Origin of the sequence: Cupriavidus alkaliphilus, from assembly GCF_900094595.1 — a bacterium.
Taxonomy (GTDB): domain Bacteria; phylum Pseudomonadota; class Gammaproteobacteria; order Burkholderiales; family Burkholderiaceae; genus Cupriavidus; species Cupriavidus alkaliphilus.
The window spans coordinates 608,476-622,275 of sequence record NZ_FMAD01000002.1; the positions used below are offsets into that span (position 1 = coordinate 608,476).

Annotated in this window: 14 protein-coding genes; 9 read left to right on the forward strand and 5 right to left on the reverse strand. The window is 68.8% G+C overall.

Features of this window, described 5'->3' with window-relative positions; translation table 11 throughout:
- Positions 1–49: 49 nt before the first annotated feature.
- Entirely contained in the window at positions 50–1,210 is a 1,161-nt protein-coding gene (locus GA0116996_RS06295; protein ID WP_092308264.1) for an FAD-dependent monooxygenase, read from the reverse strand.
- Between the two features lie 371 nt (positions 1,211–1,581).
- On the opposite strand from GA0116996_RS06295, the gene GA0116996_RS06300 reads away from it, so the two are divergent.
- From GA0116996_RS06300 to GA0116996_RS06315, 4 genes are read left to right on the forward strand one after another with little or no spacing between them, the layout of a single operon-like run.
- Positions 1,582–2,334, forward strand: a complete 753-nt coding sequence (locus GA0116996_RS06300) for a maleate cis-trans isomerase family protein (RefSeq protein WP_092308266.1) — start codon at positions 1,582–1,584, stop codon at positions 2,332–2,334.
- An 11-nt stretch (positions 2,335–2,345) separates the two neighbouring features.
- On the forward strand, positions 2,346–3,176 hold the full coding sequence (locus GA0116996_RS06305) for an alpha/beta fold hydrolase (RefSeq protein ID WP_092308268.1): 831 nt from the start codon (positions 2,346–2,348) through the stop codon (positions 3,174–3,176).
- 11 nt (positions 3,177–3,187) lie between these two features.
- The gene (locus GA0116996_RS06310; RefSeq protein ID WP_092308270.1) at positions 3,188–4,276 is read left to right on the forward strand and encodes a 2,5-dihydroxypyridine 5,6-dioxygenase NicX family protein; all 1,089 of its coding nucleotides are present in this window, start codon (positions 3,188–3,190) and stop codon (positions 4,274–4,276) included.
- Entirely contained in the window at positions 4,269–4,904 is a 636-nt protein-coding gene (locus tag GA0116996_RS06315; protein WP_092308272.1) for an N-carbamoylsarcosine amidohydrolase, read from the forward strand. Before GA0116996_RS06310 ends, GA0116996_RS06315 begins: the two co-directional genes overlap by 8 nt.
- Before the next feature lie 27 nt (positions 4,905–4,931).
- Here GA0116996_RS06315 and GA0116996_RS06320 read toward each other — a convergent pair whose 3' ends face one another.
- A complete protein-coding gene (locus GA0116996_RS06320) occupies positions 4,932–5,687 on the reverse strand; it encodes a TetR/AcrR family transcriptional regulator (RefSeq protein WP_092308274.1) in 756 nt (251 codons plus the stop codon).
- 114 nt (positions 5,688–5,801) lie between these two features.
- Here GA0116996_RS06320 and GA0116996_RS06325 point away from each other — a divergent pair, with 114 nt between their 5' ends.
- Complete coding sequence (locus GA0116996_RS06325; protein WP_092308276.1) at positions 5,802–8,081, forward strand: xanthine dehydrogenase family protein molybdopterin-binding subunit; 2,280 nt, start codon at positions 5,802–5,804, stop codon at positions 8,079–8,081.
- A gap of 58 nt (positions 8,082–8,139) precedes the next feature.
- On the opposite strand, the gene GA0116996_RS06330 is transcribed toward GA0116996_RS06325, so the two are convergent.
- Positions 8,140–8,616: a MarR family winged helix-turn-helix transcriptional regulator gene (locus tag GA0116996_RS06330; RefSeq protein ID WP_018007004.1), complete on the reverse strand. Its 477-nt coding sequence runs from the start codon at positions 8,614–8,616 to the stop codon at positions 8,140–8,142.
- 206 nt (positions 8,617–8,822) lie between these two features.
- Here GA0116996_RS06330 and GA0116996_RS06335 point away from each other — a divergent pair, with 206 nt between their 5' ends.
- From GA0116996_RS06335 to GA0116996_RS06350, 4 genes are read left to right on the forward strand one after another with little or no spacing between them, the layout of a single operon-like run.
- Positions 8,823–9,710, forward strand: coding sequence for a DMT family transporter (locus GA0116996_RS06335; RefSeq protein WP_092308420.1), 888 nt, complete (start codon positions 8,823–8,825; stop codon positions 9,708–9,710).
- Between the two features lie 54 nt (positions 9,711–9,764).
- Entirely contained in the window at positions 9,765–10,553 is a 789-nt protein-coding gene (locus GA0116996_RS06340) for an SDR family oxidoreductase (RefSeq protein ID WP_092308278.1), read from the forward strand.
- A gap of 54 nt (positions 10,554–10,607) precedes the next feature.
- Positions 10,608–11,015, forward strand: a complete 408-nt coding sequence (locus GA0116996_RS06345) for a methylglyoxal synthase (protein WP_092308280.1) — start codon at positions 10,608–10,610, stop codon at positions 11,013–11,015.
- A 50-nt stretch (positions 11,016–11,065) separates the two neighbouring features.
- Complete coding sequence (locus GA0116996_RS06350) at positions 11,066–12,043, forward strand: quinone oxidoreductase family protein (RefSeq protein ID WP_018007001.1); 978 nt, start codon at positions 11,066–11,068, stop codon at positions 12,041–12,043.
- Between the two features lie 70 nt (positions 12,044–12,113).
- On the opposite strand, the gene GA0116996_RS06355 is transcribed toward GA0116996_RS06350, so the two are convergent.
- Entirely contained in the window at positions 12,114–12,407 is a 294-nt protein-coding gene (locus GA0116996_RS06355) for a YkvA family protein (RefSeq protein WP_092308282.1), read from the reverse strand.
- Between the two features lie 196 nt (positions 12,408–12,603).
- Positions 12,604–13,749 carry a BMP family ABC transporter substrate-binding protein gene (locus GA0116996_RS06360; protein ID WP_092308284.1) on the reverse strand — a complete coding sequence of 382 codons (1,146 nt, stop codon included), beginning with the start codon at positions 13,747–13,749 and terminating at the stop codon, positions 12,604–12,606.
- Positions 13,750–13,800: the final 51 nt, after the last annotated feature.

Genomic DNA, 13,800 nt, shown 5'->3' on the forward strand with positions numbered 1-13,800 from the left:
CGCGCCCCATTCTTCGCGAGGGGCGGCGGCGGGCAGGGCGGTCAGGCGGTCAGGCGGCTTCGGACAGCGGCTTGCTCCCGGCCGACACCAGCGGCACGTTGAACACATCGTAGCCGAAACACCAGTCCGGGTTCTCGTTGCTGCGCAGCCAGGTGTTGTTGTGCGAAACCAGCTGGACCTTGCCGGCGCGCTCGGCGCGGTTGGCCTCGTACAGCGCGAAGGCGGCCGCGTAGTCGTCGGTGCCGGCTTCGGTGAAGCAGCGCGCCAGCATGGCGGCATCCTCGATCGCCATCGCGGCGCCCTGCGCCATGTGCGGCTTCATCGGATGGCAGGCATCGCCCAGCAGCACCAGGCGGCCCCGGCTCCACAGCGGCAGCGGGTCGCGCTCCAGCAGCGGCCACTTGGTCACTTCGACCGTGCCTTCGATCAGCGATTGCACGCCTTCGTGCCAGCCGTCGAAGGCCGCGCGCATCTCTTCGATGCTGCTCGGCACCCAGCTCTTGCTCATGTCCCAATCGGGCTCGGGCACGCCGGTGACGTAGTAGATCTCGTCGAGCTTGCTGGTGTCGAAGTAGACCATCATGTGGCGGTCGTCGGTCCACCACTTGGTGCAGCGCTCGTGCGTGAAGCCCTTGACGCGTGAGATCGGGAACACCGCGCGGTGCGCGACGTAGCCGGTGTACTTGGGCGGCTCGGCGCCCAGCAGGGTCTCGCGGATGCGCGAGTTGACGCCGTCGGCGCCGATCACGATATCGGCCTCTTCGACCGTGCCGTCGGTGAAGCGCAGCTGCACCACATCGCCCTGGTCGGTGACGCTTTCCAGCTTCTTGTTGAAGAACAGCGTGCCGGGTGCCACGGCGTCGGTCAGCAGCTTGTGGAAATCGCCGCGGTGCACGGTCAGGTAGCTGGCGCCGTAGTGCCGCACCGCATAGTCGCCCAGCGGGATCTGCGCGATCACTTCGCCGGTAAGGCCATCGCGGCTGTACCAGTAGTCGGGGTGGCAGCCCATGTCGTTGAGCGCGTCCTCGATGCCGATGCGCCGCATGATCTTCATCACGTTGGGCCCGACATGGATGCCCGCGCCCAGGCGCGAGAACGCCGGTGCCTGCTCATACAGCCTGACTTGGAAGCCGGCTCGCTGCAGCAGGGCGGCCGCGGCCGTCCCTCCGAGTCCGGCGCCGACAACTGCGATTCGCGGTTTGCCTTGCACGTTATTTCTCCTGGCAATGACACAAGGTCGATGGGGGCTGGGGCGGCCACGCGGCCGACCGTTGAAAACGAGTGTACACACTCAAAATATCGCGGTAAAGGCGAAATCAACCGAACCTATGGAAAACCCTGACAACCATGTGATGGATTTACAATGATGCGCTGCAATGGCGAAATTATGCGCTAAAACAGGGAGTCATGGATTAAGTATGCACTGAACGAGTGAATCGGTCCCGGTGCAGAATCTGTTTGCCTATATAAAGTGTGTACACTACAATCGTTCGCAGCATGCAGGCCCTGGGCCGATGCAGGCAGACCGAGAGCGCGACCCAAGCGCAACCAAGGGCAGACAAACAGATGACGGAGTCGACAGTGCAGAAAGTTTTCCGAATCGGCCAGATCGTGCCGAGCTCCAACACCACCATGGAAACCGAGATCCCGGCGATGCTGGCCGCGCGCCAGCTGGTGCGCCCGGAGCGCTTCACCTTCCACTCGAGCCGGATGCGGATGAAGAAGGTGGTCAAGGAAGAACTGGCCGCGATGGATGCCGAATCCGACCGCTGCGCGGTGGAGCTGAGCGACGCCCGCGTCGACGTGCTCGGCTACGCCTGCCTGGTGGCGATCATGGCGATGGGCCACGGCTACCACCGCGTCTCCGAGCAGCGCCTGCAGGCGCATACCGCCGAGAACGGCGGCGATGCACCCGTGATTACCAGCGCCGGCGCGCTGGTCGACGCGCTCAAGGTGATGGGCGCCAAGCGCATCGCGGTGGTGGCGCCGTACATGAAGCCGCTGACCGAACTGGTGGTGGACTACATCCGCAACGAAGGCTACGAGGTGGTCGACTATCGCGCGCTGGAGATCCCCGACAACCTGGAAGTCGGCCGCCACGACCCGGCGAAGCTGCCCGGGATCGTCGCGCAGATGAACACCGCCGATGCCGACGTGATCGTGCTGTCCGCCTGCGTGCAGATGCCGTCGCTGCCCGCGGTGGCCAAGGTCGAGGCCATGACCGGCAAGCCGGTCGTCACCGCCGCCGTTGCCACCACTTATGCGCTGCTCAAGCGCCTGGGGCTGGAGCCGGTGGTGCCGGGCGCCGGCGCGCTGCTGTCAGGCGCGTACTGAAGGGGCAGGCCATGGCAGACAGCACCTTTCTCTACGGCGCCCACGTCCACGCCAACGGCATCCGCCAGCACTACCTGCGCTATGGCGGGCAGGCGGGCGCGCGCGCGCAGCGCGATGCGGTCATCATCGTGCCGGGCATCACCAGCCCCGCGGTGACCTGGGGCTTTGTCGGCGAGCGCTTCGGGCAGCAGTTCGATACCTATGTGCTCGACGTGCGCGGCCGCGGCCTGTCGCAGGCCGGCCCGGAGCTGGACTACAGCCTCGATGCGCAGGCCGCCGACGTGGTGGCCCTGGCCGCCACGCTGGGACTGCAGCGCTATGCCGTGGTCGGCCATTCGATGGGCGCGCGCATCGGCATCCGCGCCGCGCGCGCCCGGCCCGCGGGCCTGACGCGGCTGGTGCTGGTCGATCCGCCGGTGTCCGGCCCGGGGCGCCGCGCCTACCCGTCGCAACTGCCGTGGTACATCGATTCGATCCGGCTGGCGCAGCAGGGCATCGACGCCGAAGGCATGCGCGCTTTCTGCCCGACCTGGACCGAAGACCAGCTGCGCCTGCGCGCGCAATGGCTGCATACCTGCGACGAGCGCGCGATCCTGGCCAGCTTCAACGGCTTCCATGAGGACGATATCCACGCCGACCTGCCGCAGGTCGCCGTGCCGGCGCTGCTGATGACCGCCGGCCGCGGCGACGTGATCCGCGCGCAGGACGTGCAGGAGATGCGCGCGCTGCTGCCAACCTTGCTGGTCGCGCACGTTGCCAACGCCGGCCACATGATCCCGTGGGACGACGAGGCCGGCTTCTACCGCGCCTTCGGCGATTTCCTCGGCGCGCCGCTGGACTGACAGGAGCCAACATGCCCGTAAGCGATTACGACCTGACGACAGCGTGGCAGCAGGTGCTGACGCTGTCGAAGCTGCAGCCGGGGCAGACCGTCACCGTGCTGACCGGCGCGGCCACGCATCCGCAGACGCTGCGCACGGCAATGGTGGCGGCGGCGTCGATGGGCGCCATCGTCAACCGGCTCGACCTGCCGCCGGTCAACGGCGAGAAGGCGCTGAGCCGGGACGCGCTGGCCTACCTCGGCACCACGCCGCTGACCGGCAACCCTGCAGCGATTGCCGCGCTCAAGGCGAGCGATCTGGTGCTGGACCTGATGACGCTGCTGTTCTCGCCCGAGCAGCATGAGATCCTGTCCGGCGGCACCAGGATCCTGCTGGCGGTGGAGCCGCCCGAAGTGCTGGCACGGCTGGTGCCGACCGAGGCCGACCGCGCCCGCGTCAAGGCTGCCACCCAGCGGCTGGGCAAGGCGCGCGAGATGCATATCGTGTCCGACGCCGGCATGGACCTGCGCTGCCGCCTGGGTGAATTCCCCGCGATCAGCGAGTACGGCTTCGTCGACGAGCCCGGGCGCTGGGACCACTGGCCGAGCGGCTTCGTGCTGACCTGGCCCGACGAGGGCGGCACCGACGGCACCATCGTGCTGGACCGCGGCGACATCCTGCTGCCGATGAAGTCCTATCTGCAGGCGCCGATCCGCATCACGGTCGAGGCCGGCTACGTGCGCCGCATCGAAGGCGGCGTCGACGCCGAGCTGCTGGCCGACTACATGGCGTCGTTCAACGATCCGGAAGCGTATGCCATGTCGCATATCGGCTGGGGCCTGCAGCCGCGCGCGAGCTGGTCGGCGCTGGCGATGTACGACCGCGAGGCCACCATCGGCATGGATGCGCGCGCCTACGAGGGCAACTTCCTGTGCTCGTTCGGCCCCAACAACGAAGCCGGCGGCAGCCGCACCACCGCCTGCCATATCGATATCCCCGTGCGCCACTGCACCGTCAGCCTCGACGGCGAGCCGGTGGTGGTGCGCGGCAAGGTGATGGACGGGCACCATGCCCCGGCCGCATCGCTCTACAAGGCAGACAAGGACTCGCGCCATGGATGACGCAGTGCAGACTTACCAGCGCCAGGGCTTCGGCGCGGCAATGGAACTGAAGGCGCCGTACGGGCTGCTGATCATCGACTTCGTCAACGGCTTTGCCGATCCGGCGGTGTTCGGCGGCGGCAATATTCCCGAGGCCATCCGCAACACCCAGCCGCTGCTGCGTGCCGCGCGCGAGCATGGCTGGCCGGTGGCGCACAGCCGCATCGTGTTCGCCGACGACGACAGCGACCACAACATCTTCACGCTGAAGGTGCCGGGCATGCTGACGCTGAAGGAAGATGGCCACAACAGCCAGATCGTGCCCGAGCTGGCGCCCGCGGCGGGCGAGCTGGTGGTGCGCAAGACGGTGCCGTCGGCATTCTTCGGCACCTCGCTGGCGGCGTGGCTGACGCAGCGCGGCGTGCAGACGCTGCTGGTGGCCGGCTGCGTCACCAGCGGCTGCGTGCGCGCCAGCGTGGTCGATGCGATGTCGCTGGGGTTCCGCCCGCTGGTGGTGTCGGATTGCGTGGGCGACCGCGCACTGGGGCCGCACGAGGCCAACCTGTTCGACATGGCGCAGAAGTACGCCACGGTGCTGCCGCGCGACGAGGCGCTGGCGCAGGTGGCAGGCGTGCGCGCCGCCGCCTGAGCCTGGCCGATGGCGCCCGTGCCGGTCTCAGCCCGCCGCCGCGCGCCTGCCGCGTGCCGCCTTGCGCGGCGCGGCGGCGGGTGGCACTTGCGCCGCCGGCACGGCGCCGGGCACGGCCACCGTGCGCAGCACGGTCTGCTGGATCACATCGCGCCAGTGCGCCAGCGCGGGCGGGCTCATCATGGGCTCGCCCAGGAAGGCGCTGAGCGTATGATGGTTGGAGTTATAGAAGTAGCCGAGCGAAGCGATCACCATGTACACGTCGCGCGCGCCGGCGTCCGCGCGGAACAGTCCGGCGGCCTTGCCGCGCGCGAGGATGCCGTCGAGCACCGAGAGCGCGTAGCTGGAGATCTCGCGCAGCCGCACCGACTTCTTCGCGTGCCTGCCCTGGCTCATGTTCTCGCTGGTCAGGATGGCGACGAACTCGGGATGGTCCAGGTAATACTGCCAGACGAAATCGATCAGCTGCGACAGCGCGCGCACGGGGTCGGCGGCATCGAGCTCATGCTCGAGCTGCTGCTCGGCCTGGTTGAGCTGCAGGTAGATGGTCTCCAGCACTTCGACGAACAGCTTCTCCTTGCTGCCGAAGTAGTAGTAGATCATCCGGTCGTAGGTCTTGGCCAGCGACGAGATGCGTTCGATGCGGCCGCCGTCGTAGCCGCGCTGGGCGAAGACCTTGATGGCAGCCTTGAGGATGCGCTCGCGGCTGTCCTGCGCCTGCCTGGCCCGGGTGCCGGCTGCCGCCCGCCGGGTGGCGGGCGCGGCCGCAGTCTTGGTGGTCATGGTGGGAGGTTCTGCTGTGTGCCTGTTGGCGCAGTATAACGGTGGCCGGATTTGGCTCGATCGGTGGCCCGATCGGTGGCCTGCTCGGCTAGCAGTGACGGAGAGAATGAAACGATGACGGCAACCCAGCTGCAACCCCCGGCACAGGCCGATGCCGCCACGCCGCGCGCGCTGCGGCTGGCGCTGCTGCAGGCCACCGGCGTGCTGCTGGTGACGCGCGCCCCGCAGCCGGCCGCGCGCCCGGCGCCGGGCCAGCCCGGCGCGGCGTCGGACTATGTGCCGGCGCTGCCGGACCTGTTTATCGCCGTGCGCGACAGCGGCGAGGTGCTCGCCTTCAACGGCCACGTCGACCTCGGCACCGGCATCCGCACCGCGCTGGCGCAGATCGTCGCCGAAGAACTCGATGTGCCGCTCGAGCACGTGCGCATGGTGCTGGGCCATACCGAGGCCACGCCCAACCAGGGCCCGACCATCGCCAGCGCCTCGATCCAGATCTCGGCGCTGCCGCTGCGCCGCGCCGCCGCGCAGGCGCGCGCGTGGCTGCAGGCGCGCGCGGCACGGCGGCTGGGCGTGGACGCCGACAGGCTGGAAGCGGCAGACGGCGTATTGCGCGTGCCCGGCACGCAGCTCAGCATCGCTTACGCGGCGCTGGTTGCCGGCGAGCACGTTGAGCTGCCGCTGGCCGAAGACGTGCCGACCAAGCCCGTCGACGCCTACCGCATCGTCGGCCGCGCGGCGCCACGCGTCGATATCCCCGACAAGGCGCGCGGGGCGCTGACCTTTGTCCACGACGTGCGCGTGCCCGGCATGCTGCACGGCCGCGTGGTGCGCCCGCCGTATGCCGGGCGCGACAGCGGCGCCTTCGTCGGCAGCAGCCTGCTGGCCGTCGACCGCGACTCGGTGCGCGACGTGCCCGGCCTGGTCGAGGTGGTGGTGCAGGGCGACTTCGTCGGCGTGGTCGCCGAGCGCGAGGAATATGCGGTGCTGGCCGCGCGCCGGCTGCGCGTGCGCTGGAAGCCGGTGCCGCCGTTGCCCGCGCTGGACGATCCGGAGCCGGCGCTGCGCGCCAACCCGGCCACGCGGCGCGAACTGCTGAGCGAGGGCGAGCTGCCCGCCGGCGGCGCCGGCACGGTACTGCAGCGTCGCTACGTGTGGCCGTACCAGATGCACGGCTCCATCGGCCCGTCCTGCGCCGTGGCCGACTGGCACGAAGAGGGCCTGACGGTATGGTCCGGCACGCAGAACCCGCACATGCTGCGCATCGACCTGTCCCGGCTGTGCGGGCTGGGCGAAGACCGCATCGAGATCGTGCGCATGGAGGCCGCCGGCTGCTACGGCCGCAATTGCGCCGACGACGTCTGCGCCGACGCGGCGCTGCTGTCGCGCGCGGTGGGGCGGCCGGTGCGCGTGCAGCTGTCGCGCGAGCAGGAGCACTTGTGGGAGCCCAAGGGCGCGGCCCAGCTGATGGATGTCAGCGCCACGCTCGGCGCCGGCGGCGCGCTGCTCGGCTACGATTTCACCAGCCGCTATCCGTCCAACGACGCGCCCACGCTGGCGCTGGTGCTGACCGGTGCCGTCTCCAATGCCCCACGCATGCTGGAGATGGGCGACCGTACCGCGGTGCCGCCCTATGCCTATGCCGCACGCCGTATCGGCTGCGACGACACGCCGGCGATCGTGCGCGCGTCGTGGCTGCGCGGCGTGTCGGCGCTGCCCAATGCATTCGCGCATGAGTGCGTGATCGACGAGCTGGCGCTGGCGGCGGGCGCCGACCCGGTCGATTTCCGCCTGCGGCACCTGCCTGACGAACGCGCCGCGGATTTGCTGCGGGCCGTCGCCGACGCGGCCGGCTGGCAGCGCGGCGCGGGCGGATCGCGCGGCGAGCCGGATGCCGACGGGCGGCTGCGCGGACGGGGCGTGGCCTACGCGCGCTATATCCACAGCCGCTTTCCCGGATTCGGCGCGGCCTGGGCCGCCTGGGTGGTGGACCTGACCGTGGACGCGGGCACGGGCCGCATCACCATCGACAAGGTGGTGGTGGGGCAGGACACCGGCATGGTTGTCAATCCCGACGGCGTGCGCCACCAGGTCCACGGCAATGTGGTGCAGACCCTCAGCCGCGTGCTGAAGGAGCAGGTCCGCTTCGATGCCGACGGTGTCGCCAGCCGCGAATGGGGCAGCTATCCGCTGCTGACCTTCCCGGAAATCCCGCCGATCGACGTGGTGCTGATGCCGCGCCAGTCAGAGCCGCCACTGGGCGCGGGCGAATCGGCCTCGCTGCCGGGCGCGCCGGCGATTGCCAATGCCTTGTTCGATGCGCTGGGGGTGCGCCTGCGCCGCCCGCCGTTCGTGCCGGAGACGGTGCTGGCGGCGATGGCGTCAGGGAACGTCTGATTGTGTACGCCCTCTCCCGCTTGTGGGAGAGGGGAGCAAACCCCCGGCATCTGCGGCGCTAGCCTCCGTTCCCCTCGTCGATCTCGCTCATCTTGCGCAGCAGGTAGGTCACCGCCACGCGCTCGGCCGGATTCAGGCTGCCGAAGGTCTGTTCCGAGATCTCCTTCGCGAACGGCACGGTCTCGTCGATCAGGGCCAGCCCGGCGGGCGTGACCGTCACCACCACCTTGCGCCGGTCGTTGGGATCATGCGAGACCGCGATCAGCTTGCGCGACTTGAGCCGGTCGATGATGCCGCGCACCGTGGCCTGGTCGATCGCGGTGGCGCGCACCACCTCGTTCATCGAACAAGGCTGCCGGTCGCGCACCGCGCACAGCACCACGAACTGCGCCGCGGTCAGCTGCGAATCGGGGATGGTCTGCTGGAAGATCGCCACATGGCGCTGGTAGGCGCGCCGCAGCAGGTGGCCCACCTGCTCGGTGAAGTCATAGTCGGCGGCGGGCTTGCCGGAAGGCGTGTCGGCGGGCTGGGGCACGAAGCAGGTGCGGTGGCTGGAGGTGACCCAGAGTATACCGAGGAAGGCCGCGGAACAGGGCGTGCGCGCGGCCGGGGCGGCGTCCGATGCCCTCGCGCCTTTTCGAATACAATCGTCGGGTCGTTTTGCGGGGCCGCCGTGCCGGCCCGCTTTCCCCGGTATTCTTCGTGCCCGCCTCCCAGAAGTCTCTCGCCGTGCCCGCCGCGCTGCCGTCGACGCAGCGCTCGGGCCTTGTCATCGCCGCGGTGGGCGCGGTGCTGTTCTCGGCCAAGGCGATCGTCGCCAAGCTGATGTACCGCTACAACGTCGATGCCGTGATGGTGATCACGCTGCGCATGCTGTTCGCGGTGCCACTGTTCATGGCGATCGGCTGGTGGCAGTCGCGCCGCCTGGCGCCGCTGTCGTGGGCGGACCGGGGCCGGGTGGTGTTTCTCGGCTTTATCGGCTACTACCTGTCCAGCTTCCTGGACTTCATCGGCCTGCAGTACATCACCGCCGGACTGGAGCGGCTGATCCTGTTCCTGACGCCGTCGTTCGTGCTGCTGGCTACCGCGCTGCTGTTGCGCCGGCCGATCGGCAGGCACCAGTGGCTGTCGCTGCTGCTGGCCTATGCCGGCATCGTGCTGGTGTTCGCGCATGACCTCGATGTCAGCGGCAGCCAGGTGTGGCTGGGCGGCGCGCTGGTGCTGGGCAGCGCCATCACCTATGGTATCTACCTGATCCTGAGCGGTGAGCTGGTCCAGCGCATCGGCTCGCTGCGGCTGGTGGCGTATGCCATGTGCGTGTCGACCGCCTGCTGCGTGATCCAGTACCTGGTGCTGGGCCGGCCGCTGGCGGAGCTGGCGCAGCCGGCGCCGGTGATGTGGCTGTCGCTGGTCAACGCGGTGTTCTGCACCGTGCTGCCGGTGTCGCTGACCATGGTAGCGGTGTCGCGCATCGGTGCGCCGATGGCGTCGCAGGCCGGCATGATCGGCCCGGTGTCGACGCTGCTGCTGGCCTTCTGGCTGCTGGGCGAGCCTGTCAGCGGCGTGCAGCTGGCCGGCAGCGCGCTGGTGATGGGCGGCATGTACTTGCTGTCGGCAAGGAAAAGCTGATTCGGGCCGGCCCGGAGGCGGGCCGGTCACAGACAACAGACAAGGGAGAAACACATGGATCTGGGACTGCGCGGCAAGCATGCGCTGGTATGCGGCGCCAGCAAGGGCCTGGGCTTCGCCTGCGCCGATGCGCTGGCGGCCGAGGGCGTCGACGTGGTGATCGTGGCGCGCGGCGCCGAGGCGCTGGAAAAGGCCGCGGCCGACCTGCGCGCGCGCCATGGCCGCCGCGTGATCGCGGTGGCGACCGACATCACCACGCCCGAGGGCCGCAAGGCGGCGCTCGACGCCGCCGCCAAGCTCGGCGATCTCGACATCCTGGTCAACAACGCCGGCGGCCCGCCGCCGGGCAATTTCCGCGACTGGGAGCGCAGCGACTGGCTGGCAGCGCTCGACGCCAACATGCTGACCCCGATCGAGCTGATCAAGGCCACCGTCGACGGCATGATCGCGCGCAAGTGGGGCCGCATCATCAATATCACCAGCGGCGCGGTCAAGGCGCCGATCGATGTGCTGGGGCTGTCCAACGGCGCGCGCTCCGGCCTGACCGGCTTCGTTGCCGGCGTCGCGCGCGAAGTGGCGCAGCACGGCGTCACCATCAACAACCTGCTGCCGGGCCCGTTCAATACCGACCGCCTGTTCAAGACCATGGAAGGCGGCGCGAAGAAGGCCGGCCTGAGCATCGAGGAAGTGGCGCAGCGCCGCGCCGCGGCCAACCCGTCGCGCCGCTTCGGCGAGCCGGCCGAGTTCGGCGCCACCTGCGCCTTCCTGTGCAGCCGCCATGCCGGCTACATCACCGGCCAGAACATCCTGCTCGACGGCGGCGCCTTCCCTGGCACGTTCTGATCCGCAGTGTCCTGACGTTACCCGTACCCCGCAAGAGGAAGAAAGGAAGCCCTGATGACCCGGCCCCCTGTGCCCCGTATAGCGCTGATCGCCCATGACCACAAGAAGGACGACATCGTCGCCTTCGCCGCGCGCCATCGCGCCTTTCTGTCGCAGTGCGAACTGCTTGCCACCGGTACCACCGGCGGGCGCCTGATCGACGAAGTCGGGCTCGACGTTATGCGCATGCTGTCGGGCCCGTGGGGCGGCGACCTGCAGATCGGCGCGCAGCTGGCCGAAGGGCGCGTCAGCGCGGTGGTGTTCCTGCGCGACCCGATGACGCCGCAGCCGCACGAACCCGATATCAACGCGCTGGTGCGCGCCTGCGACGTGCACAACGTGCCGTGCGCGACCAACGTGGCCAGCGCCGAGTTGCTGCTGGCAGGGCTTGCGCGCGAGAACGGCGCGGCGCAGGCCGGCTGAAATTCCCCGCATTCCCGATCGATGCCTCACCAAAACAAGGAGCGACGCAGATGAGCAAAGCCATCCGGATCGAGCAGACCGGCGGTCCCGAAGTCATGCAGTGGGTCGATGTACAGGTGGGCGAACCCGGCCCCGGCGAAGTGCGCGTGCGCCACGAGGCGGTGGGCCTGAACTATATCGATGTCTATTTCCGCACCGGGCTGTACAAGCAGCCGCTGCCTGGCGGGCTGGGCATGGAAGGCGCCGGCGTGGTCGAGGCGGTGGGCGAGGGCGTGCGCCACGTTGCCGTGGGCGACCGCGTGGCCTACGCCGGCCGTCCTACCGGCGCCTATGCGCAGGTGCGGGTAATGCCGGCCGATATCGTGGTGCGGCTGCCCGATGCGATCCCGTTCGACACCGCCGCAGCGATGATGCTGCAGGGGCTGACGGCGCAGTACCTGATCCGCGACAGCTACAAGGTGCAGCCGGGCGACACCGTGCTGCTGCACGCGGCCGCGGGCGGCGTCGGGCTGATCGCGTGCCAGTGGCTGAAGGCGCTGGGCGTGACCGTGATCGGCACCGTCGGCAGCGACGAGAAGGCCGAACTGGCGCGCGCCAACGGCTGCGCCCACACCATCGTCTATACGCGCGAGTCGTTCGTGGAGCGGGTCAGGGAGATCACCAACGGCAAGGGCGTGCCGGCGGTCTATGACTCGATCGGCGCGGATACTTTCCGCGGCTCGCTCGACTGCCTGGCGCCGCGCGGCACCATGGTCAGCTTCGGCAACGCTTCGGGTCCGGTGCCCCCGTTCGACCTGTCGGTGCTGGGCAACAAGGGCTCGCTGCGGCTGACGCGGCCGACGCTGATGACCTACGTGGTGCACCGCGAACTGCTCGAGCCGATGGTGGCCGACCTGTTCGACGCCGTCACCACCGGCAAGGTCAAGGTCGATATCCGCCAGCGCTACGCGCTGTCCGAAGTGGCGCAGGCGCACCGCGACCTGGAAGCGCGCAAGACCACCGGCTCGACCATCCTGCTGCCGCACTGAAAGCGGTTTTGCGCGGGCATGAAAAATCCCCGGGGCACCGAGTGTCCCGGGGATTTTTTTGTTGGCGGCTTCAGTGCGGCCGGACCGTGGTAGCGGTGGCGCGCGCCTGCGCCTGGCGCAGGATATGCGGCGGCAGGCGCTTGAGGATCAGGTGCACCGCGAGCGGGATCAGCACCACGTCATCGACCAGCCCCAGGCCCGCAACCACGTCAGGCACCAGGTCGATCGGCGAGATCGCGTAGAACAGCAGGCCGATGGCGGCGGGCTTGAGCCACGCCGGCGCGTCCGGATGACGCAGCGCGTACCAGAACAGGCGGCCGTCGCGGCGAACCAGCGTCCACAGGGCCGAAAAACGCTTCAACATGAGAGGCCTCCTTCACATGGCGGGCGCCTGAGACTGGCGCATACGCAGAGAGGTTGGGCCGGTGTGGCGGGCTTCAAGTTCCGCGGGTGCGCGGAGATGCCTTGGAGGCTGCCCCCGCTGCGGTTTTGCTCTCCTCTCCCCATGAAGGGGAGAGGGAGCAGAGGGCCCGGACAAGCTCGGGCGGCGATGGCGCGGTTTAGCCCGGAATCTTCCCTTCCACGCCCTCGACATAGAACTTCACGCCGTGCAGGAATTTGTCGTCCGCGACCTGGTCCTTGGCCAGCTGTTCCTTGCCGGTGTTGTCCTTGATCGGGCCCTTCCAGATCGGCGCGGTGCCGTCGATGATGCCCTTCTTGCGTTCGTCGACCAGGGCCTTGACCTCAGCCGGCACGTCGGCGTTGTAGCTCTTCAGGTCGATCATGCCTTCCTTCAGGCCCCACCACGTGGTGCTGTTCTTCCACTGGTTGTTCAGCACGTCTTCCACCACCTTGTTGTAGTAGACGCCCCACGAGATCACCGACGCGGCCAGGTGGGCCTTGTCACCGAACTTGGTCATGTCGCTGTCCCAGCCGAAGGCATGCACGCCTTTCTCCTGCGCGGTCTGCACCACGGCGGCGGAGTCGGTGTTCTGCATCAGCATGTCGACGCCCTGGCCGATCAGCGTGGTCGCGGCTTCGCGTTCCTTGCCCGGATCGAACCACTTGTTGACCCACACCACCTTGACCGTGGCGTTCGGGTTGACGCTGCGCGCGCCCAGCGTGAACGAGTCGATATTGCGGATCACCTCGGGGATGGGCACCGACGCCACCACGCCCATCTTGCCGGTCTTGCTCATCTTGCCGGCGACCACGCCTGCCAGGTAGGCGCCCTCATAGGTGCGCACGTCGTACTGGGCCAGGTTGTCGGCGGTCTTGAAGCCGGTGGCGTGCTCGAACTTCACGTCCGGGAATTCCTTCGCCACCTTGAGCATCGACTCCATGTAGCCGAAGGTGGTGCCGAAGATCAGCTTGTTGCCCTGGCTGGCCAGGTCGCGGAACACGCGCTCGGCGTCGGCGGCGGATTCGGGCACGTTCTCGACGAAGGTGGTCTTGACCTTGTTGCCGAACTTCTCTTCGACCGCCTTGCGGCCGTTGTCATGCGCGAAGGTCCAGCCGGCATCGCCGACCGGGCCGATATAGACGAACGCGACCTTGAGCGGCTCGGCCGCCTGCCCGGCGGCGGGCGCGGAAGCGGCACCGGCGGGTTCGGCGGGCTTGTCGGCCTCTTTCTTGCCGCAGCCGGCCAGGGCCAGCACTGCGGTGGCGGCCAGCGCCGCCAGGGTCTTCCTGCGCGTGACGATCATGATTTCTCCTTGTGTGAATTGTGGGTAGCTCGGGGATTTCCGTCAGAAAAA